This window comes from Roseobacter fucihabitans (genome assembly GCF_014337925.2).
Lineage (GTDB): Bacteria > Pseudomonadota > Alphaproteobacteria > Rhodobacterales > Rhodobacteraceae > Roseobacter > Roseobacter fucihabitans.
The window spans coordinates 766,361-791,255 of sequence record NZ_CP143423.1; the positions used below are offsets into that span (position 1 = coordinate 766,361).

The following is a 24,895-nucleotide window of genomic DNA, read 5'->3' on the forward strand; positions in this document are numbered from 1 at the left end:
TCAGAAGCTTTCGTATAACAAAGAAAAAGCCCCGGAAATTCCGGGGCTTTTTTTTATGGCTGATCGCTAAAAGAAATTATGCGAGGCTTGCGTCGATTTCCTTACAGGCTTTCACCAGGCCTTTGACCGCGTCAACTGAGCTGTCGAACATCGCCTGTTCGTCCTTGTTCATCGAAATCTCCACGACACGCTCAATGCCACCTGCACCAATCACGGTCGGCACCCCGACATAAAAACCGTTCAGACCGTAGGCACCATCAACAAATGCCGCACAAGGCAGGACGCGTTTTTGATCTTTGAGATAGCTTTCGGCCATTTCAATCGCCGATGTCGCCGGTGCATAAAACGCGGAACCGGTTTTCAGCAGCCCGACGATTTCCGCACCGCCATCCCGTGTGCGTTGCACGATGGCGTCGAGTTTGTCCTGCGTGGTCCAGCCCATTTTTACCAGATCGGGAAGCGGAATGCCCGCGACCGTGGAGTAACGCACCAGCGGCACCATCGTATCGCCATGACCGCCCAGCACGAAGGCGGTGACGTCTTTCATCGAGACGTTGAATTCGCTGGCCAGGAAATGACGGAAGCGCGCGGAGTCCAGAACGCCGGCCATCCCGCAGACCTTTTCATGTGGCAGACCAGAAAATTCACGCAACGCCCAGACCATCGCATCCAGCGGGTTGGTGATGCAGATGACGAAAGCATCCGGCGCATGAGCGGCGATGCCCTCGCCCACGGATTTCATAACCTTGAGATTGATGCCCAGAAGGTCATCCCGGCTCATGCCCGGCTTGCGGGCGACACCGGCAGTGACGATGCAGACGTCCGCGCCAGCGATATCGGTATAAGATTGCGTGCCTGACATGGTCGCATCGAATTTGGCAGAGGGGCCGCTTTCCGCGATATCGAGAGCCTTGCCCTCCGGCGTGCCTTCGGCAATGTCGAACAGGACGACATCGCCGAGTTCCTTTAGCGCTGCCAGATGTGCGAGCGTGCCGCCGATCTGACCTGCGCCGATCAGCGCGATTTTGGGTCTGGCCATGGATTATTCTCCGGGTTCGGTTGAGATTGAACCTGTGCTATCCAATAGATCACGGTTGCGCAAGTTCGTTAGCATGGTTGTGTTTACCGCCCGGTTATCGTGACGTGGCCTCAGCGAATCGTATCGGGGTCTGCGTGTGACCGCTGCCTGTGCTGACGATGTCCGCAGGAAATTCGCGTGTTTTTGGGAGCTGTTGTCGGTGACGCTGGATTGGATGTTTTTTGCCATCGCAGGGCCAGCGGTCATTTTCGCGGGGATTTCCAAAGGCGGGTTCGGATCTGGTGCGGCCTTCGCCTCCGCGAGCATTCTGGCGCTTGTGATCGAACCGGGTTTGGCGCTGGGAGTGATGCTGCCGCTCTTGATGTTGATCGATGTGGCGACGTTGGGCCCCTATTGGGGAAAATGGAATGGCAAGGCGGCGCTACTGCTGATTTTAGGTGCGATGCCGGGCGTGGCCCTTGGCGCGGCCCTCTATAAGATTGCGGAACCAGATGTTTTCCGGGTGCTGATCGGAACGATTTCGATCGGTTTTGTGATCTGGCAGATGGCCAAGGGGCGCTTGCTGAAAACCGGTTCGGACGCGCAGCTGCCCGGCTGGGCTGGAGCGCTGGCCGGTGGTGTCGCAGGGTTTACCAGTTTCGTCAGCCATGCAGGCGGCCCCCCGGCGGCGGTGTATCTGCTCTCGAAAGGCTTAAGCAAAACCGAATATCAGGCGACAACGGTACTGGTGTTCTGGATCGTCAATATCGCTAAGGCTGTTCCCTATGCAGCACTGGGGATGTTTACGATGCAGACGGGTGCGGCCAATCTGATGCTGGCACCCTTTGCACTGCTGGGTGCGTGGCTCGGCGTACGCGCGCATCGGGCGGTGCCGGAGCGTGTTTTCTTTGCCCTGACCTATGTTTTGCTGAGCATCACTGGTGTGAAACTCATCTGGGACGGGCTGACTTGAAAGTGGCCCGCAGCCCGGAATAATGGGCGGTCAGGCAGAAGACCAAAAGGTCGCAGGATCACAAATCAGGCGTCATTGCCCTTTGCAGGCAAGGCTTCGGCCAGTTTTTCGAAAGATTGACCCGACGCCACAAGGCATGTGAGTCCGTTCGGCGTTGTCACCGTGATTGTCCAGGATCCCGTTTCATCGGAAGCGAAAACCTCAATCACCGCGTTATTTGCACCAAGCCCCATGGATTGGCGTGTTTCGCCGTAGCCATCCGCCAGCCGGTCAACGACAGCCTCGCGCGGTGCGCAATTGCGTGCGTTTTGTGCGGCAACGTCGGTGGTGGACGCGATGTAAAGCGCGGCTGCAGCGCTGAGCGCGCCCAAATGCAGCATTTTGGATATGCGTGTCATAATGTATCTGCCTTCATGTCAAAGGCGGCACCCGCTGTCATCTGGCCGGGCCGGTTTCCCGGCGATGACCGGGCGGCCCCGGTTCAATATAAACGTCCGCAATATCGAGGGTATTACGCCTTCAACGGCCTTGCTGAAGCAACCTGATGCCAAGATATTCGACCTGCTCAGCATCCGTTCTAGGGTTGAAATAATGGTTAATCCTGCGTGCGGATATAGTTTGCATTTGATATTTGCTGCATTGCGGCATTATGCAGCTTGAATTTTGTGCAAAAAAATGGCCCAGTTCGCGCAACTTTGTAACTCGTTCAAACTTAGTGGAAAATGACTGATGGATTCGACTACCCGCCCGCTGCGCTCGCTTCTATATATCCCTGCCTCCAAGGCGCGCGCTCTGGAAAAAGCACGCCAACTGGCGGCGGACGCGATTATTTTTGATCTGGAAGATGCCGTCGCACCGGACGAAAAAGCCGCTGCACGCGCGTTGCTGGGGCAGGAAATAAATGCCGGCGGCTACGGTGCGCGGATGCGAATCGTCCGCATTAACGCGTTGTCTACCGAATGGGGTGCCGACGATGCCGCGGCGGTCCTTGAAATGGGCGTTGATGCGGTTTTGCTGCCCAAGGTGGGCGGCGCAGGGGATTTGGATGCGCTGGCGCAGATCACGGGTGTTTTGCCGATCTGGGCCATGATGGAAACCCCAAGGGGCATGTTGGCCGCAGCGGAAATTGCCGCGCACCCGCTGTGTCAGGGCATGGTGATGGGCACAAATGATCTGGCCAAGGAGATGGGGACGCGGTTTCGCGCGGATCGATTGCCGCTGATACCGGCGCTGGGACTATGCGTTCTGGCGGCGAAGGCCGAAGATATCGCGATTATCGACGGCGTGTACAACGCGTTTCGCGATGCGGAAGGGCTGGCGCGGGAATGCGAGCAGGGGTGTGACATGGGCTTTGACGGCAAGACATTGATCCACCCGGCCCAATTGGATGTGGCAAATGCGGTGTTTTCACCGTCTCCCGAGGGGATCGATCTCGCGCATCGTCAGATCGCAGCCTATGAGGACGCCTTGGCCGAAGGTCAGGCCGTCGCCGTGGTCGATGGGCAGATCGTTGAGAACCTTCATGTTGCCATCGCCCGTAAAACACTGGCAAAGATGAACGCGATAGACAGCTTAGGCACGGAGTAAACCCATGGCTCTTTTAATCGTCGGACTGATCCTTTGGGTCGGGACACATTATTTCAAACGCCTCGCCCCCGCGCAACGCGCCGGTATGGGCAATACGGGCCGGATCGTGACCACGATCGGCATCGTTGCGGGCCTGATCCTGATGATCATCGGATACCGGGCAGCGGATTTTATCACGGTCTGGAACCCGCCCGGCTTCCTCACGCATGTGAATAATACGCTGATGCTCGTTGCGCTCTGGGTCTATGGATCGAGTGCGGCAAAGGGTGCAAAGGCCTGGCCCGCTTATAAAACCCGCCATCCGCAACTGCTGGGCTTCAAGCTCTGGGCTTTCGCGCATTTGCTGGTGAATGGGGATCTGGCCTCGATCATTCTCTTTGGCGGATTGCTGGCCTGGGCCGTGGGCTCGGTGATCCTGATCAACCGCGCTGAGCCCGATTGGACACCGCCCGCACCTGCGGGCAAGGTCACCTACATCAGGTTGGTTGTCATCACGCTTGTGCTCTATGTGCTGATCGCGGCGGTGCATGTCTGGCTGGGCGTCTTGCCCTTTGGCGGCTGAATTTTTTGCGGGGACCCAGATGAAACTCTATCGATTTCTTTCCGAAGAGGACACCTCGACCTTTTGCCATAAGGTGACGGAAGCGCTCAACAAGGGCTGGGAGTTATACGGCTCCCCGACCCAGACCTTTGATCACGCGGCGGGTCTCATGCGCTGTGGTCAAGCGGTGGTAAAAGAAGTGAGCGGCACCTATACGCCTGACACCAAACTGGGGGCGCAGTGATGGGTACGAAAACCAACGCGGGCCGCTTTTTTGAGGATTATAGTGTCGGGCAGGTGATCCACCACGCGGTGCCGCGTACGGTAAAGATGGGCGAGCGCGCGCTCTATCACATGCTCTACCCGGCGCGGCATGCGCTCTATTCCTCGGATCAATTCGCACAGGGCTGCGGTCTGCCGTTCAGCCCGCTCGATGATATGATCGCTTTTCATGTGGTGTTCGGCAAAACCGTGCCGGATGTGTCGCTGAATGCGGTCGCGAACCTGGGCTATGCGCAGGGGCGTTGGATCACGCCGGTCTGGCCGGGTGATACGTTGCGCTCGGTCTCTGAGGTGATCGGGGTGAAACAGAACTCCAACGGCAAAACGGGTGTGGTCTGGGTGCGCACGCGCGGGCTGAACCAACATGATGAGATCGTGCTGGAATTCGTCCGTTGGGTCATGGTGCGCAAACGCGATGTGGATGCGGCGGCCCCTGAAACGGTTGTGCCTGATTTGCCCGAGGCGGTGGCCGCCAGCGATCTGGTGATCCCCAAGGGCCTCGATTTCAGCAATTATGATTTCACGCTGGCTGGGGAGCCGCACCGTTGGGGGGATTACGGCGTCGGTGAGCAGATCGATCATGTGGACGGCGTCACAGTTGAGGAAGCCGAGCACATGATGGCCACACGCCTGTGGCAGAATACGTCCAAGGTGCATTTTGATACCTCTGCCCGGCCCGATGGCACGCGGTTGATCTATGGGGGGCATGTGATTTCCATGGCGCGCGCACTGTCGTTCAACGGGCTGGCAAATGCGCAGATGGTCGTGGGGCTGAATGGGGGCGCACATGCGAACCCCTGCCTTTCGGGTGACACGATCCGGGCGTGGTCTGAGGTTTTGGACAAGGCCGAAACCAGCGCGCCGGGGGTCGGGGCTTTGCGTCTGCGACTGGTCGCGACGAAGGGCGGCGCGCCTTTTGAGTTGCGCGGGGCGGACGGTAAATACCTGCCGGATGTGCTGCTTGATCTGGACTATTGGGCGCTGGTGCCTGTGTGATCGCCCAGGCGATATATCTGTCACACCCGGAGGTTGAGATTGATCCCAATACGCCGGTTCCCGAGTGGGGTTTATCGGGAGTTGGCAGGGCGCGCACGGCGGCCCTGGCCGCGCGGCTTGGGGATTTGTCCGGCTGGAGCGTGGTGTCCAGCGGCGAACAAAAAGCGATAGAGACCGGCGAGCCGCTTGCGGCTCTGACCGGAAAGCCCTTGATCATCCGCGCGGATATGCATGAAAACGACCGCAGCGCGACGGGGTATCAGCCGCGCGCCGCTTTTGAGGCTTTGGCGGATGCGTTTTTTGCACAGCCCGATGTGTCGGTGCAGGGCTGGGAGAGCGCGCGTGCCGCACAGATGCGCATCGTGCAGGAAGTGCGCGCCGCCGTGCTCGAACATCCCGACATCCCGCTGATTTTTACCGGCCACGGGGGTGTCGGCACGCTGCTTTATTGTCACCTGGCGGGGCATCCGATTTCGCGACGTTGGGACCAGACCGGCGGCGGGCATTGGTTCCGGTTTGCGGCGGATATGTCCTCGGTTGAGCAGGGCTGGGCCGCGATGGAAACCTTGAGCTGATAGGGGTCGGCAAGCTGCGTGGTTGCCGTTACGATCATGCCATGAAGTGTTTTTTCATGATCCTTGCGGCATCTATGGCCGGCGCTTCTACGGCATTGGCCTGCTGCGCCATGGGTTCGGGATGACGGTTGCGCGATACCTAAAGGAACGGTTTGCCGGGGCCGCCCGCTTGATCAGCGTCTATGGCCGGAAAGAGAACTCCGGCACGTCGCAGGAGGGGCCATGCGCCAAAGACGCGCGCGCAGAGAAAAGCGCATTGGGCTCAAGCCGGATTGGGGGTCTGCGGATACTCTGGCATGACGCGCGCTGAGGCGGCCATTACGCTTCTTTATCCCCATTTTTCACCGCTCGGCAGGCGATTGCCAAGCATTTTGGCGAGAGGAACAAGGACAGGACGTTCTCACGATCCGACGTCACATGCGATGCTCAGAACGACCGCGAGATCTGTCCGGGTGGCCCAGAAATGCGACATAGTTGGCGGATTTCTTGCGATCCCTCGCCGAAACCCGTGAAGACCAAGCCTCCCTTGCAGCGCTAATGGCCTCGCCGGTGCCGCCATAGATCGCCCGACAAAATATGGGCCGTCCCTAACTTCAAAGCGCAAAACCGAATGGCTTTTTCAGCGGAAACAGCATTCCCCGATCAGTCCTGAGTCCAAACAACCTGTTGCGACTAGAACGTTGGTGCACGGCTGATGCGCCAGTTTTCCGGCGTGGTGTTATAGGCGGCTTTGAAAATTCGAATGAAGTGCGACACATCGGAGAATCCGGTATCTTGCGCAATTTGGGTCACGGAGCGTTTCGTGCGGTGTAAAAGGCGTTCCGCATGAGCCAAACGTATTCTCTTGCCCGCCTCAAACGGGGTCACTTTGAGCGCGCTATCAAAGCGCCGTTCCAGCGTCCTGGGGCTTACTTTCAATCGCGCGGCCAGGGCCGAAACTGTGGGTGGTGCGTCCAATCCTTGTTGCAACAAGAGTAAGGCACGGCGGACAATGGGATCGTTTGTTGTCAGATCCAGGGGGAGCCCCGGTTGCGGGCGGTCTGCCTCCATGGCTTCGTCAATCATCATGATCGACAGGCTCTTGCGTGCTGCGGCTTTACTGATATGGCGGTCCACCAAAAACGCCGCCAAATGGGCAGAACTGGTCCCCCCCGAACAGGTCAGCCGATCCCGGTCGACGACAAAAATCTGATCGGACACCGGCTCCAACCCGTCAAATTGTTCCAGAAAGTCGTTGTGATGGAACCAGCTTACACAACACCGATACCCCTCTAGAAGCCCCGCCCTATGAAGTACAAATGATCCGGTGCAAACCCCAATCAAAGGGACGCGTGCTTGTGATGCGCGGTGCAGAAAGGCCGTGTATTCGGGTTCGAGCTGCTCCAACTCGCTCATCAGACCGCCGATCACCACGATGTAATCAAAGCGTTTGGGATCGCCAAGACGCTCGTCGGGGTGCACTGCGATGCCGCTTGATGAGGTCACGGGGTTCAAGTCTGATGACAGGACGCGCCAGTTGCACAGGATCGCACGCGACCGGTCGCCTTCATCAGAGGCCAGACGCAACACGTCCACAAAATTGGCGAAAGCACAGATCGTGAAGCGCTGCGTCAGGATAAACCCTATTCTCAGGCGCGCGCGACCAGGGTAAGGGTCTGCTTTTGATTGCTTCATGGCGTTATTATAACGCGGATATGACGTGATTATACAGCCCTTGCTGCTGGAAAAATGCAACAGTAGCTCCGCGTCAATGTTATCTGCTCAGGAAGGCTGCTCCATGACCCATTTTTCCGGGATCTCGCTCCTCAGGAATGCTCTGTCCGGGCATAAGCAATGGCCCGAGCAATGGCCCGCTTCGCAGCCTAAAAAAGAATACGATGTGATCATTGTCGGCGCGGGGGGGCATGGTCTGGGTGCTGCTTATTACCTTGCCAAAGAGCATGGCATCACCAATGTTGCGGTGATCGAAAAAGGATGGCTGGGCGGCGGGAATACCGGGCGCAACACCACGATTATCCGATCGAATTATCTCTATGACGAAAGTGCGCGACTGTTCGATCATGCCCTTGATTTATGGGATAATTTGAGCACTGAATTGAATTACAACGTCATGTATTCCAAACGCGGCGTCATGATGCTGGCTCATAATGTCCATGACGTTCAGAGCTTTCAGCGTCATATTCATGCCAACCGTCTGAACGGCGTGGACAATCGGTGGCTTTCGGCAAAAGAAGCCAAGGCGTTTTGCCCGCCTCTCAACATTTCGCCAGATGCGCGGTATCCGGTGATGGGAGCGGCGCTGCAACAACGTGCGGGCACCGCGCGCCACGATGCGGTCGCCTGGGGTTATGCCCGCGCGGCGGCCAAGCGCGGCGTTGATATCATCCAGAACTGCCCGGTCATTTCGATCCGGCGCGGTGCGGACGGCGCGGTCGAAGGGGTCGAAACCGCGCGCGGGTTCATCAAAGCCAAAAAGATCGCCGTGTCCGCCGCCGGTCACACCTCTGTCGTGATGGATAGCGCTGGCGTGCGCATGCCGCTGGAAAGCTATCCGTTGCAAGCGCTTGTGTCCGAACCGATCAAGCCCGTGTTCCCCTGCGTCGTGATGTCCAATACCGTGCACGCCTATATCAGCCAGTCCGACAAGGGCGAATTGGTCATCGGCTCGGGCACCGATCAATATACCAGCTATTCACAGCGCGGGGGGCTGCCGTTGATCGAGCACACGGTTGCGGCGATTTGCGAGGTCTTCCCGATCTTCAACCGCATGCGCATGCTGCGCAAATGGGGCGGGATCGTTGATGTGACACCTGACCGTTCGGCCATCCTCGGCAAGACGCCTGTCAAGGGGCTCTATGTCAATTGCGGCTGGGGCACGGGCGGTTTCAAGGCAACACCGGGGGCCGCGCATACGCTGGCCTGGACGGTTGCCAAGGATGAACCGCACCCCATTAACGCGCCTTTTACGCTGGAGCGTTTCACCACCGGCCGTCTGATTGACGAAGCCGCCGCCGCCGCCGTTGCGCATTGAGGAGATACAAAATGCTATTGATACATTGCCCCTATTGCGACGAAGCCCTGCCCGAACTGGAATTCGCCTATGCCGGTGAGGCCCATATCGCGCGCCCGCAAGACCCCTCCAAACTGAGCGACGAGGCATGGCGCGATTTTCTGTTCATCCGCACCAACGTCAAGGGGGTGCACGCGGAACGCTGGCGTCACATCAACGGGTGCGGGCGGTTTTTCAACGCGCTGCGCGACACAGTCAGTGACCGTTTCGTGACCACCTATAAGGCCGGAGAGGCCCGCCCTGACGCGTCCGCCCTGGAGGCCATGAAATGAGTGATTTTCGCGTAAAAGACCGGGGTCGCCTCAACAGAGACAAGCCGGTAAACTTCACATTTGACGGCGAGAGTTTCAAAGGGTTTGAGGGCGATACCGTCGCATCTGCTTTGCTGGCCAATGGCGTTCACCTGATGGGGCGCAGCTTCAAATATCATCGTCCCCGCGGCGTGGTCACCGCAGGCTCCGAAGAGCCCAATGCGCTGATCGGCACAACGCGCGGCAAGGGTCGGTTCGAGCCGAACACCCGCGCCACGATTCAGGAAATCTACCAAGGTCTGGAGACCGAAAGCCAAAACAAATGGCCAACGCTCAAATTCGACCTTGGCGCGATTAATGACCGCCTTTATATGCTGTTTTCGGCTGGGTTCTATTACAAGACCTTCATGTGGCCGCGCAGCTTCTGGGACTCCGTCTATGAGCCGCTGATCCGCAGGGCTGCAGGTTTGGGAAAAGCCCCGACAGAGCCAGACCCCGACAATTATGCCAGCCGTTACCTGCATTGTGACGTCTTGATTGTTGGTGCCGGGCCTTCCGGGATTGCTGCCGCGCTGACCGCTGGGCGTGCAGGGTCCAAGGTGGTTTTGGTCGATGAAAACCCTGAAATGGGCGGCACGCTGCTGTCGGAACCTTCTGTATCTATCGACGATCAAGCCGCCTGGGATTGGCTTGCTGGCGCGGTGGCAGAGCTTGACCGGATGCCCAACGTAGCGCGCATGACGCGCACCACGGCGATTGGGTATTACCACCAGAATATGATCGGTCTGGTCCAGAAATTGACAGACCACATGGCCGATGTGCCCGAAGGTGCCCCGCGCGAACGGATGTGGCGCTTGCGCGCAAAAGAGGTAGTGCTGGCCCAGGGTGCGATCGAACGACCCATGGTGTTTGACGGCAATGATTGCCCCGGTGTGATGATGGCCGGGGCGGCGCAGACGTTCCTGAACCGTTTTGGCGTTTTGGTCGGCAAGCGGCCCGCGGTGATCACAAGCCATGATAGCGCTTGGTACAGCGCCTTTGACATGGCCGATGCCGGTGCAACAGTCGTGGCAATTGTCGATACACGCTCCGAGATTGCACCGACGCTTTTGCAACAGGCGATGAAACGCGGGATCGAAACACTGGTGGGCTATACCGCCACTGCCACAAAGGGTCGCCTGCGGGTCAAAGGGTTGCGCGTCAATCCGGTCAAAAGTGGCCGTGTTGGTTTTGCGCGGATGCTGTCCTGTGATGCCGTTCTGGTCTGCGGGGGCTGGACACCGTCGCTGCATCTTTTCTCCCACACCAAAGGCTCGCTGGATTGGGACGCTGAGGCGAAGGCCTATTTGCCAGGCCATAAAACCGAAGACGTGCATATTGCAGGTGCGGGTCGTGGCCTTTGGGGGATCGCCCGCGCGCTTGAGGATGGCGCCAAGGCGGGCACCGACGCGGTTCGGGCTCTGGGTCAAACTACGGCTGCGATATCCTATAACGTGGCGGACGACCGGACCGGGACCGGCATCACTCAAAAAGAACTGCCAAGTGATCGCAGTGCGGGCAAAGCCAAAGCATTTGTCGATTTCCAGAATGACGTGACCGCCAAGGACATCCGCCTTGCCGTGCGCGAGGGCATGAAATCCATCGAACATGTCAAACGCTACACCACCAACGGCATGGCGACGGATCAGGGCAAATTATCAAACATGAACGGGCTGACGATTGCCGCCGACGCCTTGGGCAAGGAGGCCCCGCAAGTGGGTCTGACGACCTTCCGCCCGCCCTATACGCCAACGACATTCGGCGCATTCGCGGGCTATCACAAGGGTGCGCATTTCGAGGTGACCCGCAAGACGCCCATCGACGGTTGGGCCGAAGAAAACGGCGCAGAATTCGAGCCGGTCGCGTTGTGGCGGCGCGCGTGGTATTTCCCGCAAGCGGGCGAGGATATGCACAAAGCGGTGGCGCGCGAATGCAAGCAGACGCGTGAAAGCCTGGGCATGTTTGACGCTTCCACATTGGGCAAGATCGAGGTCTCCGGCCCGGATGTCGTGGAATTCATGAACCGCATGTACACAAATCCCTGGACCAAGCTCGGGGTCGGGCGCTGCCGCTATGGGCTGCTTTTGGGCGAGGACGGCTTTATCCGCGATGACGGTGTCATCGGGCGGATGCGCGATGATCTGTTTCATGTGACCACCACCACGGGTGGCGCCGCGCGGGTGCTGAACATGATGGAGGATTACCTTCAGACCGAATGGCCCGAGCTCAAGGTCTGGTTGACCTCCACCACTGAGGAATGGGCCACGATTGCCCTGAACGGGCCGAACGCGCGCAAACTGCTACAGCCGTTTGTCGAGGGAGCGGATATTTCTGCGGATGCGATGCCCCATATGGCGCTGGTGGAATGCACCGTCGCCGGCTTCCCGTCGCGACTGTTCCGTGTGAGCTTTACCGGCGAGTTGGGTTTTGAGATCAACGTCCCCGCCCGCCATGGTCGCGCGCTTTGGGAAACGCTGTATGAAGCGGGTCAGCAGTACGATATTTGCACCTATGGTACGGAAACCATGCATGTTCTTCGCGCCGAAAAGGGCTTCATCATCGTCGGACAGGACACTGACGGCACGGTCACCCCGCAGGATGCGGGCATCGGTTGGGCCATTGGTAAGATGAAGCCGGATTTCGTCGGTAAACGTTCGCTGGATCGGCCTGATATTATCGCCCCAGGGCGCAAACAGCTGGTGGGCCTTTTGACCGATGATCCCAAAACCGTTCTGGTTGAGGGTGCGCAGATCGTGGCGGACCCCAAACAGGCCAAACCGATGAAGATGATTGGCCATGTGACGTCATCCTACTGGTCGCAAACGCTGGGCCGTTCCATTGCAATGGCCTTGGTAGAGGGTGGTTTTGATCGCATGGATGACACGCTTCATATCCCGACAGAAAACGGCGAAGCGGTTGCTGCCAAAGTGTCCGGAACCATGTTTTATGATCCCGCAGGCGATCGCCTGAAGATCGAATGAGGAGGATGAGATGAACGCTCCCGTAAAGTCTGTTGACGCTGTGTCAGTTACTGTTTTGCCACCCGTTGCACGTTTCAATCTGCGTATTGCACCAGCCGATTTGGACGCGGCTTCCAAAGCCTTCGGGCTTAAATTGCCTGGCAAAATTGGGCAGGGCGCGCGCAAAGAGGGGCGAGCGGCCTATTGCGTCGGGCCAGATGAATGGCTCCTTCACGCAGCCGAGACCGATCAGGCGGCCCTTGTCGCGGTTTTTGATACTGTGCGCGCAAAAACGCCACACAGTCTGACGGTGATATCAGATCGTGAGGTCACAATTGCGATCACCGGACCCGCAGCGATGGAGCTGCTGTCGCTGGCTTGCCCGCTCGATTTATCCGGTATGGCTGTGGGTGGCGTCAAGCGCACCGTCTTTGATTACGCGCAGGTGGTGCTGATCCGGGACGCAGATGACGCATTCCGTTTAGAGGTTTGGCGGTCCTTTTTCCCGCATGTCTCCGGGCTGCTTGATGTCGGCGTCAAAGAGCTTTCCATCGGTCTGTAAGAGCCTCTCGATCCGAAATGGTTGGCGCGTCTCAAACCGTGGCGCGCCCAATCTTTCTGGCTGAAAAGGTGCTCTAAAGGTGAGGGTTTCAACGATATTTGTTACGGGCCGTTACCCAGCCCGACGTCCCGACGTTTTTTCCATTCCAATCTAAGCTATACGGCCAAATTTTGACGATTAACCTGGCTCTGCACATGTCTGCTGCTAAACTCACGAAGCCTTCAAGAGGCCTCCAGAGTAAGCATCCAGTGATTTGTTGTTCTTGGCATTGACCTCAAGAGCACATTTGATCTCGTGTTGAACAAGGCTTGCACCGTCGACCATAAGGGTCAGGCGGTCTCCTTCAGTTTGCAAGAATTTTTCCAGTTCTTCGACAATCGCCGACAAACTGGCCGTTTGGAGGTTTTGAATCTGACTGATTTCGATATCGGCTGTGACCCGCATCACGGATATGCCCGAATGCAGTGTTTTGATGGATGCGAAAATGCTGTTGAAACCGTCAAGTTGGCTGGCGCTGACCTTCAGGCCTTCTGTAGATTTGGCGTTATAGCGCTGGTTTTGTGCCTGCATGATCGACACTTCCGTGTCTTTGTCGACGCCATCCATCTGGTGGACTTCGTGCCGAAACACATCGACGACTTCGGTTTGAAGTTGTGTGACACAAGTCAGAAAAAGACCTTCAAGCAGTGCAGATTCTAACGCTGTTCCGCTTTTTAACAAGCTGGATATCAAACCTTTGATCTGGCCAGTCAATGTGGTGAAATTTCCAGCGATGACGCCAAAGGCGTTTCCTGCATCCGACAGGTGGGTCGCCTGAATGCGCATATTTACAGGCAATCTTTCAAATTTCGCGAATGCTTCGATTGTCTTGTGTATCTCGACTGAAACCTTTTCCCATGCTTCCATCGCCTTAGCCATATGGGCGATCATGACATTTGTTGGATTGCCCAATTCTTGATCACGCATCCCTATTTGTTCTGTGACCGCTTTGGTCATAAAGGCTTTGTAATCACGAAACCCCAAATCCTTGATATGCTCGACGAGCATAGCTGCACTCTCCTCGGGCGTGACTTCTTTGGACTGCTCCGCGGCCAAGAGCTTTTCGTAGGATTTTACGATCGTCTCAAAGAGTGGACCCTGCGGCTTCAGTCGAACCGACATATAGCCATCATCAAGAGGCGTCGCGATTGCAAAAACCCAGTAATGCTCGCCATTTTCAGACTTGTTCTTAACAAATGCGCCAATGGGGTCGCCCTGCTGCAACATCGTCCAAAACAACCAGAAAACCCCTTTAGGCATATCTTGGTGCCGGATGACCTTATGTGGCGCATGGCGCAGTTTCTCCCAGGGGTGACCGCTCACGCTCTGAAATAATGCGTTTGCGGTCTGTATGACCCCGCGCTTATCTGTTCGGGAAACCAGAATATCTGCCATCTCAAACTTCGTAGACGCAGATACGCATTTATCAGTGTTTGACATTCTTTTTCCCCAGCACGTAAACCCTCTTTGCTTTAAACACAAAGACATAACCGGAACGTTAAATTCCGAAAAAACCAGCATCCGTTAACAGATAAACTTGCAAGTGCTTGGGCCGCATCGCGCGATCTATAAGAATGCCAATGCCCGTGTTGGTGCGTTTCGGATTACAGACCCAGCCGATCCCGAAGGGCATACCATGTCATCGCAAGAATAAGCAGAGGCGTCCGCATCGCGCTGCCACCGGGGAAGGAGGGTGTGGCAATGGCTCCCATCGTATCGAACCCATCGCTTTGCCCCTGAATGGCCTGCGCCATGATTCTACCCGCATGGGTTGCAGTGCCGACGCCGTGGCCCGAGTATCCCGAAGCGGACAGGACGTTGGGCGCAACCCGCGTAAGGTAGGGAAACCGCTTCATCGTGATCCCGAGGGTGCCGCCCCAAGCATAGTCGATTTTCACGTCTTTTAGGTGCGGAAAGACGATCTGCAACGGCTTTCGCACGGTAGCCGCGATATCCTTTGGGAAGCGATAGCCGTAACTTTCCCCTCCGCCAAAAAGCAACCGCCCGTCATGGCTCAGTCGGAAATAATTCACCACAAAGCGGCTGTCAGCCACCGCAATGTCCCGGTTTAAAACCGCGCTCACGCGCTCCCCCAAAGGTTCGGTTGCGACGATAAAATTGTTGATTGGCATCACACGGGCGGACACGGATGGGGCCAGGCCGGATAAATATCCGTTGCAGGCCAGAATGACATGATCCGCAATGACCTGCCCTGTTTGCGTGCGCACCGTTGCGGGCGTTGCATACTCCAGACTCTGTACATGGGATCGCTCGAAAATCTGCACCCCGGCCTCTTTTGCGGCACGCGCCAGACCCAGCGCAAAAGCCAGCGGATGCAGATGCGCCGCCCCCATATCGAGAACCCCGCCCTTGTAGTCCGGCGAGGGGCAGATCGCATGGCATTGCGCCGCGTCAAGCGTTTCGATATCGCCATAACCATAGCGCGTGTTGAGCCCTTCGGCATAGTCATGCAGATGGGCCACATCGGATCGCGAGGAGGCCGTCCAGGCGACGCCCGGTTTCAGGTGACAGTCGATTTTATGGTCGTGAATCAAGGATTTCACGAGGTTTTTCGCATCCTCCCCCATGTCCCAGAGCGCTTTCGCGCTGACCTTGCCGACCATCTTTTCCAAAGCGTCCTGATCCACACGCTGGCCGCTGCCCAATTGTCCGCCATTGCGTCCAGAGGCCCCAAACCCGACACGATGCGCCTCCAGAACCACGACGCGCCGTCCGGCTTTGGCCAGATGCAGCGCCGCTGACAGCCCCGTATAACCGGCACCAATCACGCAGACATCCGCTTTGACCTCGCCCTTGAGGCTGTCAAAGGGCGCGAGGGCTGGGGTGCTGTCGGCGTACCAACTGGGCGGGTATTGGCCGGGCGCATCATTTGCGTATAGCAGGTTCACGGATGGGCTCCTATTGCCACCGACCGGTTGATCCGGGTTCTTTCCGCATCAATGGAAAATCAGACGTTCAATAGAAGATGTTCGCGTTCCCAGGGCGAGATCACCTGTAGGAACTCGTCATATTCCGCGCGTTTCACGATGGAATAGACGCGCGCGAACTCGGGGCCAAGCACGCCGTGCAGGGCCGTCGCCTGTTCAAAGAGGTCCAGCGCAGACCCGAGCACCTGCGGTATATCGCCCTCGCCCTCATAGGCATCGCCCTTGAACTCATCCTTGGGCAAGCGCGCCTCAGTCAGCCCGAGATAACCGCAAGCAAGGCTCGCGGCGATCGCCAGGTAAGGGTTGCAATCCATCCCCGCCAGCCGGTTTTCGATGCGCCGCCCGCTCGGGTTTGCCAGAGGCACGCGGATACCGGTGGTCCGGTTGTCACGCCCCCACTCAAGGTTGATTGGCGCCGCCGTGTCCTTCACATAGCGCCGATAGCTGTTCACATAGGGGGCCATCACCGCCAGCGCATCCGCCATGTGGTGTTGCAGCCCCGCGATAAAATGAAAAAACGCATCCGTTTCGGAGGTGTCACCCGCCGAGAAGATGTTTTGCCCTGTCTTCACATCCAACAAGGAGTGGTGGATGTGCATGGAGGAGCCCGGTTCATCGGCAATCGGCTTGGCCATGAAGGTCGCGTAGCAATCATGGCGCAGCGCGGCTTCGCGGATCAGGCGCTTGAAATAAAACACCTCATCGGCAAGCTTCACCGGATCGCCATGACGCAGGTTGATCTCCAACTGGCCCGCGCCGCCTTCCTGCGTAATCCCGTCGATCTCGAACCCCTGCGCTTCGGCGAAGTCATAAATATCATCGATCACCGGGCCGAACTCATCCACGGCCGTCATCGAATACGCCTGGCGCGCTGCGGCAGGGCGCCCCGAGCGGCCCATCATCGGTTTGATATCATGCGCCGGATCGAGGTTGCGCGCGACCAAAAAGAACTCCATCTCCGGAGCAACCACTGGTTTCCAGCCCTTGTCGTGATAAAGCTGGCACACCCGTTTGAGGACGTTGCGCGGGCTGAAGGGGACAATGGTGCCGTTGCGGTCATAGGCATCATGGATCACCTGAAGCGTCCAGTCGCCGGTCCAGGGTGCCGCCGTCGCCGTGCTCATATCGGGCTTAAGGATCATGTCCCTTTCGATGAAACCATCCTCACCCGCAGCTTCGCCCCAATCGCCTGTAATGGTTTGATAAAAGATACTGTCGGGCAGGTGAAAATACTCCTGACGGGCGAATTTGGACGCAGGCACGGCCTTGCCGCGTGCAATGCCGGGCAGGTCGGAAATGATGCATTCCACCTCATCCAGGCGGCGCCCATCAAGATAGGCCTTGGCGGCGGGTGGCAGGTTCTGTGTCCAGTCGGCCATCAGGCCCTCTCTTTCTTGAAAAACGCGGCCATGGCCTTGGCCACGGCAAGTCGATCCGTCGGGCGCTCCAACTGAGCACGGGCCTGTTCGAGCAGCGCGTCAGGGACCACGCCTTTGCCGCGCGTATCGATCAGCCCCTGAATGAAATCCGACCCGTATTCGGGATGCGGTTGCAGCGTCCACATCACATCGCCGTACAGCAGTCCTGCATGCGCGCAAAAAGCGTTGCTTGCACTCACCACGGCCATGTCCGGTTTTTCAACCACCTGATCCTGATGCCAGGCGTTTATGGCGCAGGTGGTCCCATCCATGTCATATTCGGTGCGTCCGATCGCCCAACCATCGCCGAATTTCTCGACCCGCCCGCCCATGGCCTGGGCGATGATCTGATGTCCAAAGCATATGCCGATCATCGGGCGTTTGGCGTCAAAGGCCGCGCGGATGAAATCCTCCAGCGGCGGTATCCACGCGTGATCTTCATATGCACCGTGTTTGGAGCCGGTGATCAGCCATCCATCCGCCTCCTGCACGCTGTCGGGAAAAACACCGTCCACGACGGCCCAGCCCTTAAAGGTGAACCCATAGCCCTCGAGCAACCGCGCAAAATACTGGTCATAAAGCCCGCCGTCCATCATTGTATCGGGCGGGTGGCCGGTCATCAGAATACCGATCTTCATGGGTGCCTCACACTGTATCGAGATAGATTGTAACCTGTTCGGACGGGGTCAGTTCCTGCATATAATGGAACTCCTGTCGCTTGGTTAACACAAGGTTGCGGATCAGTTCCGGCGCAAAGATGCGGGCGACGTCCGGGTCTTTTTCAAAGGCGTTGATCGCAGACATCCAATCGCTCGGGATTTGCGGCAGATCAGCGGCATAGGCATTGCCGGTAATCGGTTCGGGCGGCTCAGCACCGTCCTCGATCCCGTTGATGGCCGCGCCCAGCACGGCCGCGATCAACAGATAGGGGTTCACATCACCCCCTGCGACGCGATGCTCAATGCGCCGCGCACCCGGATTGCCCGAAGGAATGCGGATGGCGGAGGTGCGGTTCTCATAGGCCCAACTGACCCCGGTGGGGGCGTGTGAGCCCGGCACCATCCGATCAAAACTATTGGCGTGGGGAGCAAAGATTAACGCCGATCCGGGCATCGCATTCAGGCACCCGGCAACCGCATGGCGCAGGATATCCGTGCCCTCTTCACCGCCGTTGTCAAAGACATTATTGCCCTCGCTGTCCAGCACCGAAAAATGCATATGCAGCCCTGATCCCGCATAATCCTCATAGGGTTTGGCCATGAAGCTGGCGGCAAACCCGTGGCGGCGGGCCAGACCCTTCACCAGCATCTTGAACAACCACGCGTCATCCGCGGCGCGCAGCGCATCATCACAATGCATCAGGTTAATCTCGAACTGCCCCAGGCCCGCCTCGGAAATCGCCGTATCCGCAGGAATGTCCATCTCTTCGCAGGCATCATAGAGGTCGGTGAAAAACGTATCAAACTGGTCCAGCGCGCGCAGGGACAGGATCTCCCCCGCGACGCGGCGTTTGCCGGTGCGCGGGGAGGGCGGGACCTGGAGATTGCGGCCGGAATCGTCGATCAAAAAGAACTCCAGCTCGACCGCGCAAACCGGCGTCAGCCCGCGCGCCTTGTAGCGATCCAGAACCGCGCGTAACGCGTGACGCGGATCGCCACCATAAGGGCGCCCGTCCTCGTGAAACATCCAGATGGGCAAAAGGGCCGTGGGCGCATCAAGCCAGGGCATCGGCATGAAGCCACGCTCGGTCGGTTTCAACACGCCGTCCTTGTCGCCGCTCTCAAAGACCAGCGGGCTGTTGTCGATATCCTCGCCCCAGATGTCGAGGCTGAGAACGGACATGGGAAACCGCGTGCCATCCTCCACGGCCTTGTCGGCGTATCGCGATGGAATCCGCTTGCCGCGTGCCTGACCATTCAGATCGGAGGCGGCGACGCGGATGGTGCGGACTTGGGGATTTTTTCGGAGCCAGTTCTTCATATTTCACCATAGCGGTGGGCTGGCAAAAGGGGTCAAAACCCGATCCAAAGCCAGCGCCACGGATAATTTGATCAAATTATGGATACTACCGGATGAGGTTCGGGCGCAACCTGATTTTACGGCGTTTGTCTTGGGGCAGGTGACGGTTCAATCGCGCGTTGACCAACCCGAAAACACCGACCACGGCGAGGGTCAGCAAAATGAAATAGAGCGCCAGGATCGGGTAGGGCACGAAGGGATTGAAGGTCTTATCCGCGAAATAGTTGGCATAATAGAGCGCATCCCCGCGTTGCTGCCAGGCCGGGAAGCCGGAGAAAAACACCAGCGCCGTGGCGTGAAACAGGAAGATCGCCTCATTGGTGTAAGCGGGCCAGGCCAGGCGCAGCATGGTGGGCCAGATCACCCGCTTGAACCGCCCCCATCCGGACATGCCGTAGGCGTCTGCGGCCTCGATGTCGCCTTTTGGAATAGACAGAAGCGCTCCGTAGAAAATTTCGGCGGAATAGGCGGCGGTGTTGCAGAACAACACGACCAAGGCACCCAGCCAGGCTGCGGTGAAAGGGTCGAAAAACGGCGATACGGATTTGAGGTTCAGGAATAGAAAATACCCAAAAAAGAACTGGATAAAAAGCGGCGAGCCGCGAAACAGGAAGATAAACCATTCCGCCGGTATGCGCAAAAGCGCGCGGGGCGAGGCCTTGCCAAGCGCCAGTGCGGTCGCAAGGAAAAAGCCCATGCACAGCGCAAAGAGGCCGAAATAAATGTTCCAGATCATCCCGGATCCGATCAGGGTGAACTGCTCGCAGAGGGTGAAATTGTCGCGCGGCAACAGACGCTCGCCAATGCCCACAGCGCGCAACCCATAGTCCTGAATTGTTTGCAGGCAGCTCATGCGGTGGCCTTGCGTTGGGCTTCACCGCCAGCGGTTGCCTGTCCCCGCGTGAGCCGGGCCATGACGCGCGCCAAAACCACCTCAGACACCCGCGTGAAAGCCAGGTAGAAGACCAGAAGCGCCAGAAAATACCACATGCGCCAATCCCCATGCGGGTAATCGGTAAAACGCGGCGTTTTGGTGCCGCCCAATTCGCGGGCCCAATAGACGATATCTTCGACACCCAGCAGGAACAAAAGCGGCGTGGATTTGATCAGGACCATCCACAGGTTGCTAAGGCCGGGCAGCGCATAAACCCACATCTGCGGCACCAATACCCGCCAGAAGGTCTGGCGGCGGGACATGCCGTAAGCCTCGGCGGTCTCCAGTTGCGCACGCGGTACGGCGCGCATGGCACCGAACAGGACATTTCCGGCAAAAGCGCCGAAAACGATGGAGAACGTCAGCACCGCAACGGCAAAACCATAGCTTTCATGCACCCATTGCGGGGCATTTCCAAGGGGCATTTTGGCGGCCTGACAGACCACGAAATCATTGCCTTGCCGGATCGGTTCAGACCAGTCTGGACAGAGCAGTTTGTGGCGCAGATATTCGATCCCCTGATCCAGCGCGATCACGAAGAAGAGGAAAATCGCGATGTCGGGCACGCCGCGCACAAGCGCGATATAGGATTTGCCAAACCAGCGCAGCGGCGCGATGTCCGAGCGTGCCGCGGACGCGCCGCCAAATCCAAACGCCAGCGCCGTGGGGGCGGTAATGGCGAGCAGCAACAGCACGGTAAACACGGAATAATAGATCGACATATGCTTGCCCGTTGTCAGGTAGCATGCCATCCACTGCCAATCGGGCAGGGTGCTCGGATCCGTGCAAAAACTAAAGATAATCGCCTCTCAAAAATATCGGGGGCCGCAGAATGCAGCCCCCGGTGATCAGATCAGAACTGCTCCAGATCGGGCAACCATTTCCCGATCAGCACGTTCAAGGAGCCATCGTCCTTCATGGAGCGGATGGCCACGTTGAACTTCTCTTTCAACTCGGTATCGCTCTCGCGGATGCCCAGACCGATGCCACCACCGATCAAAACATCCTGCTCCAGCATCTGCAAATCGGCATCTGCATTGGCGAGTTCGGACAGGAAGGCCTTGTCGGCCAGCACCGCATCCGCTTCGCCGTTTTTCACCGCCGCGACGGTTTCCTCAGGCGTTGCAAACTCCACCAGCGTGGCCTCTGTGGAGGCGATGTAGCTCGCCTGGATCGTGTTGGCCTGGGCTGCGATCACACCGCCCTCAATGTCGGCATCCGCCGAGGCCGCGAGATAGCCCGAAGGGTCCGGCAGCGTATAGGCTTCGGAAAAATCGATGACCTCGTCGCGCTCATCCGTGACGGACATGCCCGCGATGATGACGTCATAATTGCCTGATACGAGGTTGGGGATGATGCTGTCCCACTCGTTTGTGACCCACTCGCAGGTCAGTTTCGCGCGCGCGCATAGCTCATCACCCAATTCGCGCTCAAAGCCGTCCACTTCGCCTGCGTCATTGATGAAATTATAGGGGGGGTAGGCCCCCTCAGTGCCCATACGCACGGTTTTTCCGTGGCCATCGGCCAATGCCATGCCCGCTGTCATCGCCAGCGCCGCAGAGGCAAGGATAAGTGTTTTCATGGTAGTACTCCCGTTTTTTATTTTAGGTTACGCCGCGTGGGTCGCGGAAAGAAACCCACGCAATCGTTCGGATTTGGGCGCGCCGAAAAGCGTGTCTGGCGCCCCCTGTTCTTCGATCAGCCCCTGATGAAGAAAGACCACATGCTCGGAGACATCCGCGGCCAGTTTCATGTCATGGGTCACGATCATCATTGTGCGCCCCTCAGAGGCGAGGTCCTTGATCACCCGGACCACTTCTTGTTCCAATTCAGGGTCAAGGGCGGAGGTCGGTTCATCAAACAAAAGAGCTTCGGGCTCCATGCAAAGCCCGCGGGCGATGGCCGCGCGTTGCTGCTGGCCGCCCGAAAGCTGTGCCGGATAGACATCGCATTTATCGCCGATACCGACCTTGTCGAGATAGCTGCGCGCGGCCTGTTCGACCTCGTCGCGTTCGCGTTTCAGCACGGTCAGCGGGGCCTCCATGACGTTTTGCAGGATCGTCATATGCGCCCAGAGGTTGAACTGCTGAAACACCATCGACAGATTGGTGCGGATGCGCAGGACCTGCTCTGGATCGGCAGGGCGACGGTTGTGGCCTGTGCCTTTCCAACGCAACGGCTCGCCCTTGAATTTGATCTCGCCCTGTTGACTGTGTTCGAGCAGGTTACAACAGCGCAACAAGGTCGATTTGCCGGATCCAGACGAGCCGATCAGGGAAATCACATGGCCTCGCGGTGCGGAAATACTGACACCTTTCAAGACCTCAAGCGCCCCATAGGCCTTGTGCAAATTGCTGATTTCGATAACCGGTGGTTGAATTGGCAAGGGCTGCGGTCTCTTCATGGTTTCAGGGCTTTATAAAGTGTTAAAATACGGGCTTTTGCAACGCTGAATGCACTTCATTGCTGTTTCCACAGGGGAACATGGCTGTTTTTGCGGTGTTCTGCGCAGCTTTCGCGCAGGTGGCAGCGGTTCCGCGTGATAGCCGGCTGGCAGAATCGCAACAAGGCCCTTGAGGGGTACGCGGTCTTATCCTGCGCACTCAAGCGCTGGAGGGGATGGCTTAAGGCTTCAAACAGACGGTGCGGATCTGCGCCTTGCGATGCGATCAAGGCAATCCCCGGCGTGGGCCGTGTCGAGATCAAGGCACTCAGACCATTGTCGTTGGTGTGTTTCGCTTCAACGGGGTTCAGAGCCGATCAAATATGCCCCGCGTCGTTGCGGTATCATGCGCTGGTGTCAACGGCCTGTCGTGCAAGGGCGGAGTCGCGATCACTGATGCCAAGGAAGTTCGTCACCATGCGTACAAGCGCGTCCTCTTCATCCGCGCGTGCGCCATCCGCCAGCACCACCTGCCAAAGCGCCTGGACGACGGCGCGGCGTTCCTCATAAGGGATCGCATCCTTGATGGCCCGCGTGAAACGCACGGTGTCGGGGGCCTCAGCCTCAAGGTTTTCGGCCTCTTGACGCAGCGCAGAGGTAGCACCAGGCCCAAGCCCGTAGCGTCGCGCCGTGATCTGGTCGATGCGATCTTTTTCTTGTGGGCTATAGTCGTTATCCGAGCGCGCGATGCGGACCAGCAAGGCAGTGAGAGCAAGACGCGCATCGCCGTCGGGCAGCATCTCTGGATCCGGTTGGGTCAACCGCTTTATGAAATCAGCAAACATGAACAGGGATATAATCGGGTTTCAGCCGGGTGCCAATATTATTTACCGCCAAGCGCGTTTTCGCGGGCTACGGCAATATCCTCATCGGTCAAACCAAGTGCGGTTTCGATGGCAAGTAATTGTATTTCCTCATCCTCATCCTGATGCCCATCTGCCAAAGCCACGGACCACATGGCGCCCGCAAGGGCTTTTCGATCAGCATAGTCCACCTCCTGCCTGAGGATCTGCGCGAATTCCGGCGTGCCGGGGGCCTGTCGTTCAAGGGCCTCGCAGGTGGCGCGCAATTTGGCAGCTTCTACCGGTTTGAGGTTGAACGTGGCCGCAAGAATCCTGTCGATCTGTCCGATTTCAGAGGCCAGATAGCTGCGATCGGCAAAAGCGATCCGGACCAGTAAGGCTCCGAGGGCCAGCTGCGCATCAGGTTGCGGCAGCGGTTTTGGCGATCTGCGGGGGAAAAGTTTTTCAAACATGGTATGTTGGCTAAAACCCTTGCGTTGGTTGGTCTCAAGATGTGCTTTGCCGGGGCGTCTCGCGGTGCAGATGGTGCCGCGAGACGCCCCGCCCGGTCGTCGTGTTTCAAAGACAATATGTTAATCTTACGCGCAGATACAGCACTTGCAGCGTCCTATCCGCCAATGTGGCCTTCAAGGGCGCGGCCCAATGCCCTGCACCTCAAACTGCCAGCGTTTTGAAACGGGTCGCCAGGCTCTGCGCCTGCGCGGCCAGCCCATAAGGCGGATTGATCACGAAAAATCCCGATCCGATCATGCCATGCCCCGCGCGCGCAGGCGGAAAGGAAACCTCATGGGCGAGCGCCGCAGGGTGCTGGGCGCGCAGAGTGCGGATCATGCCATCATGCGCGCGCGAGGTTAAGATCGGATACCACAAACAGATCACACCGACGTTCCAGGCACGTGAAATACGCGCAATATGCCGGGGGATATCATTGTAATCGCTTTTGATTTCATAGCTCGGATCGATCAGCATCACACCCCTGCGCGGGGTCGGGGGGCAGAGCGAATGGGCCAGTTCAAACCCGTCGCGCTGGTAGCATTTCGCGCCATATGCCGACATCGCGAAATCAAGTGCTGCGTGTTCCTGCGGGTGCAATTCGGCGAGATGAAGGTTGTCGGCAGGGCGCAGCAATTGCGCGGCAATGCTGGGCGAGCCGGGGTAGCTGCACGCGCCATGTGCCGCGCATGTCGCTGCCAGAACCCGCGCGTAGGGATGATCGGCGGTGAACCACTGCGCCACCCGCTCGATGCCCTGTGCGGCCTCGCCAGTCTTGAGCGCGCTGGGGTCCGCGAGATCATAAAGCGCGCGCCCCGCATGGGTCTCGATATAACTCAGCGGCTTGTCCTTGCGCGTCAGGTATTCCAGCACCCAGGCCAGAAGCCCATGCTTGTGTACATCCGCGAGGTTCCCGGCGTGATAGATATGTTGATAGCTGAGCAT

Annotated in this window: 26 protein-coding genes; 11 read left to right on the plus strand and 15 right to left on the minus strand. The window is 58.1% G+C overall.

What is annotated here, in order from left to right; translation table 11 throughout:
• Positions 1-76 precede the first annotated feature (76 nt).
• Positions 77-1,039: a malate dehydrogenase gene (gene mdh / locus ROLI_RS03920; RefSeq protein ID WP_187430265.1), complete on the minus strand. Its 963-nt coding sequence runs from the start codon at positions 1,037-1,039 to the stop codon at positions 77-79.
• Positions 1,040-1,253: 214 nt separating this feature from the next.
• Between mdh and ROLI_RS03925 the strand changes: the two genes are divergently transcribed.
• Positions 1,254-1,991, plus strand: a complete 738-nt coding sequence (locus tag ROLI_RS03925) for a sulfite exporter TauE/SafE family protein (protein WP_187430294.1) — start codon at positions 1,254-1,256, stop codon at positions 1,989-1,991.
• A gap of 65 nt (positions 1,992-2,056) precedes the next feature.
• On the opposite strand, the gene ROLI_RS03930 is transcribed toward ROLI_RS03925, so the two are convergent.
• Entirely contained in the window at positions 2,057-2,389 is a 333-nt protein-coding gene (locus ROLI_RS03930) for a hypothetical protein (RefSeq protein WP_187430264.1), read from the minus strand.
• 331 nt (positions 2,390-2,720) lie between these two features.
• Here ROLI_RS03930 and ROLI_RS03935 point away from each other — a divergent pair, with 331 nt between their 5' ends.
• The 6 genes from ROLI_RS03935 to ROLI_RS03960 are packed head-to-tail and all read left to right on the plus strand — an operon-like array spanning position 2,721 to position 6,282.
• Entirely contained in the window at positions 2,721-3,578 is an 858-nt protein-coding gene (locus tag ROLI_RS03935; RefSeq protein WP_187430263.1) for a CoA ester lyase, read from the plus strand.
• A 4-nt stretch (positions 3,579-3,582) separates the two neighbouring features.
• Positions 3,583-4,140: an NnrU family protein gene (locus ROLI_RS03940; protein WP_187430262.1), complete on the plus strand. Its 558-nt coding sequence runs from the start codon at positions 3,583-3,585 to the stop codon at positions 4,138-4,140.
• 19 nt (positions 4,141-4,159) lie between these two features.
• Positions 4,160-4,363: a DUF1737 domain-containing protein gene (locus tag ROLI_RS03945; protein ID WP_187430261.1), complete on the plus strand. Its 204-nt coding sequence runs from the start codon at positions 4,160-4,162 to the stop codon at positions 4,361-4,363.
• Entirely contained in the window at positions 4,363-5,397 is a 1,035-nt protein-coding gene (locus ROLI_RS03950) for a MaoC family dehydratase (protein WP_187430260.1), read from the plus strand. The genes ROLI_RS03945 and ROLI_RS03950 overlap by 1 nt, the downstream gene beginning before the upstream one ends.
• Positions 5,394-5,972, plus strand: a complete 579-nt coding sequence (locus tag ROLI_RS03955) for a histidine phosphatase family protein (protein ID WP_316247451.1) — start codon at positions 5,394-5,396, stop codon at positions 5,970-5,972. Before ROLI_RS03950 ends, ROLI_RS03955 begins: the two co-directional genes overlap by 4 nt.
• 46 nt (positions 5,973-6,018) lie before the next feature.
• A complete protein-coding gene (locus ROLI_RS03960) occupies positions 6,019-6,282 on the plus strand; it encodes a hypothetical protein (protein WP_187430259.1) in 264 nt (87 codons plus the stop codon).
• Between the two features lie 362 nt (positions 6,283-6,644).
• Here ROLI_RS03960 and ROLI_RS03965 read toward each other — a convergent pair whose 3' ends face one another.
• Positions 6,645-7,646 carry a GlxA family transcriptional regulator gene (locus ROLI_RS03965; protein WP_187430258.1) on the minus strand — a complete coding sequence of 334 codons (1,002 nt, stop codon included), beginning with the start codon at positions 7,644-7,646 and terminating at the stop codon, positions 6,645-6,647.
• A 103-nt stretch (positions 7,647-7,749) separates the two neighbouring features.
• Here ROLI_RS03965 and ROLI_RS03970 point away from each other — a divergent pair, with 103 nt between their 5' ends.
• From ROLI_RS03970 to ROLI_RS03985, 4 genes are read left to right on the plus strand one after another with little or no spacing between them, the layout of a single operon-like run.
• The gene (locus ROLI_RS03970; protein WP_187430257.1) at positions 7,750-9,003 is read left to right on the plus strand and encodes a sarcosine oxidase subunit beta family protein; all 1,254 of its coding nucleotides are present in this window, start codon (positions 7,750-7,752) and stop codon (positions 9,001-9,003) included.
• A gap of 11 nt (positions 9,004-9,014) precedes the next feature.
• Positions 9,015-9,314 (plus strand): sarcosine oxidase subunit delta, encoded by a 300-nt coding sequence (locus ROLI_RS03975; protein WP_187430256.1) that lies wholly within the window; start codon positions 9,015-9,017, stop codon positions 9,312-9,314.
• Positions 9,311-12,313, plus strand: a complete 3,003-nt coding sequence (locus tag ROLI_RS03980) for a sarcosine oxidase subunit alpha (protein WP_187430255.1) — start codon at positions 9,311-9,313, stop codon at positions 12,311-12,313. The genes ROLI_RS03975 and ROLI_RS03980 overlap by 4 nt, the downstream gene beginning before the upstream one ends.
• A gap of 10 nt (positions 12,314-12,323) precedes the next feature.
• Positions 12,324-12,854, plus strand: a complete 531-nt coding sequence (locus ROLI_RS03985) for a sarcosine oxidase subunit gamma (protein ID WP_187430254.1) — start codon at positions 12,324-12,326, stop codon at positions 12,852-12,854.
• A gap of 210 nt (positions 12,855-13,064) precedes the next feature.
• On the opposite strand, the gene ROLI_RS03990 is transcribed toward ROLI_RS03985, so the two are convergent.
• The 12 genes from ROLI_RS03990 to rlmJ form a co-directional block, all read right to left on the minus strand.
• Complete coding sequence (locus ROLI_RS03990) at positions 13,065-14,288, minus strand: hypothetical protein (protein WP_187430253.1); 1,224 nt, start codon at positions 14,286-14,288, stop codon at positions 13,065-13,067.
• Positions 14,289-14,497: 209 nt separating this feature from the next.
• Complete coding sequence (locus ROLI_RS03995; RefSeq protein ID WP_187430252.1) at positions 14,498-15,802, minus strand: FAD-binding oxidoreductase; 1,305 nt, start codon at positions 15,800-15,802, stop codon at positions 14,498-14,500.
• A 59-nt stretch (positions 15,803-15,861) separates the two neighbouring features.
• A complete protein-coding gene (locus tag ROLI_RS04000; RefSeq protein ID WP_187430251.1) occupies positions 15,862-17,220 on the minus strand; it encodes a glutamine synthetase family protein in 1,359 nt (452 codons plus the stop codon).
• Positions 17,220-17,897 (minus strand): type 1 glutamine amidotransferase, encoded by a 678-nt coding sequence (locus ROLI_RS04005; protein WP_187430250.1) that lies wholly within the window; start codon positions 17,895-17,897, stop codon positions 17,220-17,222. The genes ROLI_RS04000 and ROLI_RS04005 overlap by 1 nt, the downstream gene beginning before the upstream one ends.
• Before the next feature lie 7 nt (positions 17,898-17,904).
• A complete protein-coding gene (locus ROLI_RS04010) occupies positions 17,905-19,239 on the minus strand; it encodes a glutamine synthetase family protein (protein ID WP_187430249.1) in 1,335 nt (444 codons plus the stop codon).
• 85 nt (positions 19,240-19,324) lie between these two features.
• A complete protein-coding gene (locus ROLI_RS04015; protein ID WP_187430248.1) occupies positions 19,325-20,131 on the minus strand; it encodes an ABC transporter permease in 807 nt (268 codons plus the stop codon).
• A complete protein-coding gene (locus tag ROLI_RS04020; protein ID WP_187430292.1) occupies positions 20,128-21,012 on the minus strand; it encodes an ABC transporter permease subunit in 885 nt (294 codons plus the stop codon). The genes ROLI_RS04015 and ROLI_RS04020 overlap by 4 nt, the downstream gene beginning before the upstream one ends.
• Before the next feature lie 53 nt (positions 21,013-21,065).
• Entirely contained in the window at positions 21,066-21,794 is a 729-nt protein-coding gene (locus ROLI_RS04025; RefSeq protein WP_187430247.1) for a transporter substrate-binding domain-containing protein, read from the minus strand.
• Between the two features lie 27 nt (positions 21,795-21,821).
• The gene (locus ROLI_RS04030) at positions 21,822-22,598 is read right to left on the minus strand and encodes an ATP-binding cassette domain-containing protein (protein WP_316247450.1); all 777 of its coding nucleotides are present in this window, start codon (positions 22,596-22,598) and stop codon (positions 21,822-21,824) included.
• A 401-nt stretch (positions 22,599-22,999) separates the two neighbouring features.
• Positions 23,000-23,440 (minus strand): TerB family tellurite resistance protein, encoded by a 441-nt coding sequence (locus ROLI_RS04035; RefSeq protein ID WP_187430245.1) that lies wholly within the window; start codon positions 23,438-23,440, stop codon positions 23,000-23,002.
• A 38-nt stretch (positions 23,441-23,478) separates the two neighbouring features.
• Entirely contained in the window at positions 23,479-23,910 is a 432-nt protein-coding gene (locus ROLI_RS04040; RefSeq protein ID WP_187430244.1) for a TerB family tellurite resistance protein, read from the minus strand.
• A 202-nt stretch (positions 23,911-24,112) separates the two neighbouring features.
• Entirely contained in the window at positions 24,113-24,895 is a 783-nt protein-coding gene (gene rlmJ / locus ROLI_RS04045) for a 23S rRNA (adenine(2030)-N(6))-methyltransferase RlmJ (protein WP_187430243.1), read from the minus strand.

Coding starts and splice junctions, on each gene's coding strand:
- mdh (WP_187430265.1), bottom strand. CDS start 1,039: ATGGCCAGACCCAAAATCGCGCTGATCGGCGCAGGTCAGATCGGCGGC.
- ROLI_RS03925 (WP_187430294.1), top strand. CDS start 1,254: ATGTTTTTTGCCATCGCAGGGCCAGCGGTCATTTTCGCGGGGATTTCC.
- ROLI_RS03930 (WP_187430264.1), bottom strand. CDS start 2,389: ATGACACGCATATCCAAAATGCTGCATTTGGGCGCGCTCAGCGCTGCA.
- ROLI_RS03935 (WP_187430263.1), top strand. CDS start 2,721: ATGGATTCGACTACCCGCCCGCTGCGCTCGCTTCTATATATCCCTGCC.
- ROLI_RS03940 (WP_187430262.1), top strand. CDS start 3,583: ATGGCTCTTTTAATCGTCGGACTGATCCTTTGGGTCGGGACACATTAT.
- ROLI_RS03945 (WP_187430261.1), top strand. CDS start 4,160: ATGAAACTCTATCGATTTCTTTCCGAAGAGGACACCTCGACCTTTTGC.
- ROLI_RS03950 (WP_187430260.1), top strand. CDS start 4,363: ATGGGTACGAAAACCAACGCGGGCCGCTTTTTTGAGGATTATAGTGTC.
- ROLI_RS03965 (WP_187430258.1), bottom strand. CDS start 7,646: ATGAAGCAATCAAAAGCAGACCCTTACCCTGGTCGCGCGCGCCTGAGA.
- ROLI_RS03970 (WP_187430257.1), top strand. CDS start 7,750: ATGACCCATTTTTCCGGGATCTCGCTCCTCAGGAATGCTCTGTCCGGG.
- ROLI_RS03975 (WP_187430256.1), top strand. CDS start 9,015: ATGCTATTGATACATTGCCCCTATTGCGACGAAGCCCTGCCCGAACTG.
- ROLI_RS03980 (WP_187430255.1), top strand. CDS start 9,311: ATGAGTGATTTTCGCGTAAAAGACCGGGGTCGCCTCAACAGAGACAAG.
- ROLI_RS03985 (WP_187430254.1), top strand. CDS start 12,324: ATGAACGCTCCCGTAAAGTCTGTTGACGCTGTGTCAGTTACTGTTTTG.
- ROLI_RS03990 (WP_187430253.1), bottom strand. CDS start 14,288: ATGGCAGATATTCTGGTTTCCCGAACAGATAAGCGCGGGGTCATACAG.
- ROLI_RS04000 (WP_187430251.1), bottom strand. CDS start 17,220: ATGGCCGACTGGACACAGAACCTGCCACCCGCCGCCAAGGCCTATCTT.
- ROLI_RS04005 (WP_187430250.1), bottom strand. CDS start 17,897: ATGAAGATCGGTATTCTGATGACCGGCCACCCGCCCGATACAATGATG.
- ROLI_RS04010 (WP_187430249.1), bottom strand. CDS start 19,239: ATGAAGAACTGGCTCCGAAAAAATCCCCAAGTCCGCACCATCCGCGTC.
- ROLI_RS04015 (WP_187430248.1), bottom strand. CDS start 20,131: ATGAGCTGCCTGCAAACAATTCAGGACTATGGGTTGCGCGCTGTGGGC.
- ROLI_RS04025 (WP_187430247.1), bottom strand. CDS start 21,794: ATGAAAACACTTATCCTTGCCTCTGCGGCGCTGGCGATGACAGCGGGC.
- ROLI_RS04035 (WP_187430245.1), bottom strand. CDS start 23,440: ATGTTTGCTGATTTCATAAAGCGGTTGACCCAACCGGATCCAGAGATG.
- ROLI_RS04040 (WP_187430244.1), bottom strand. CDS start 23,910: ATGTTTGAAAAACTTTTCCCCCGCAGATCGCCAAAACCGCTGCCGCAA.
- rlmJ (WP_187430243.1), bottom strand. CDS start 24,895: ATGCTCAGCTATCAACATATCTATCACGCCGGGAACCTCGCGGATGTA.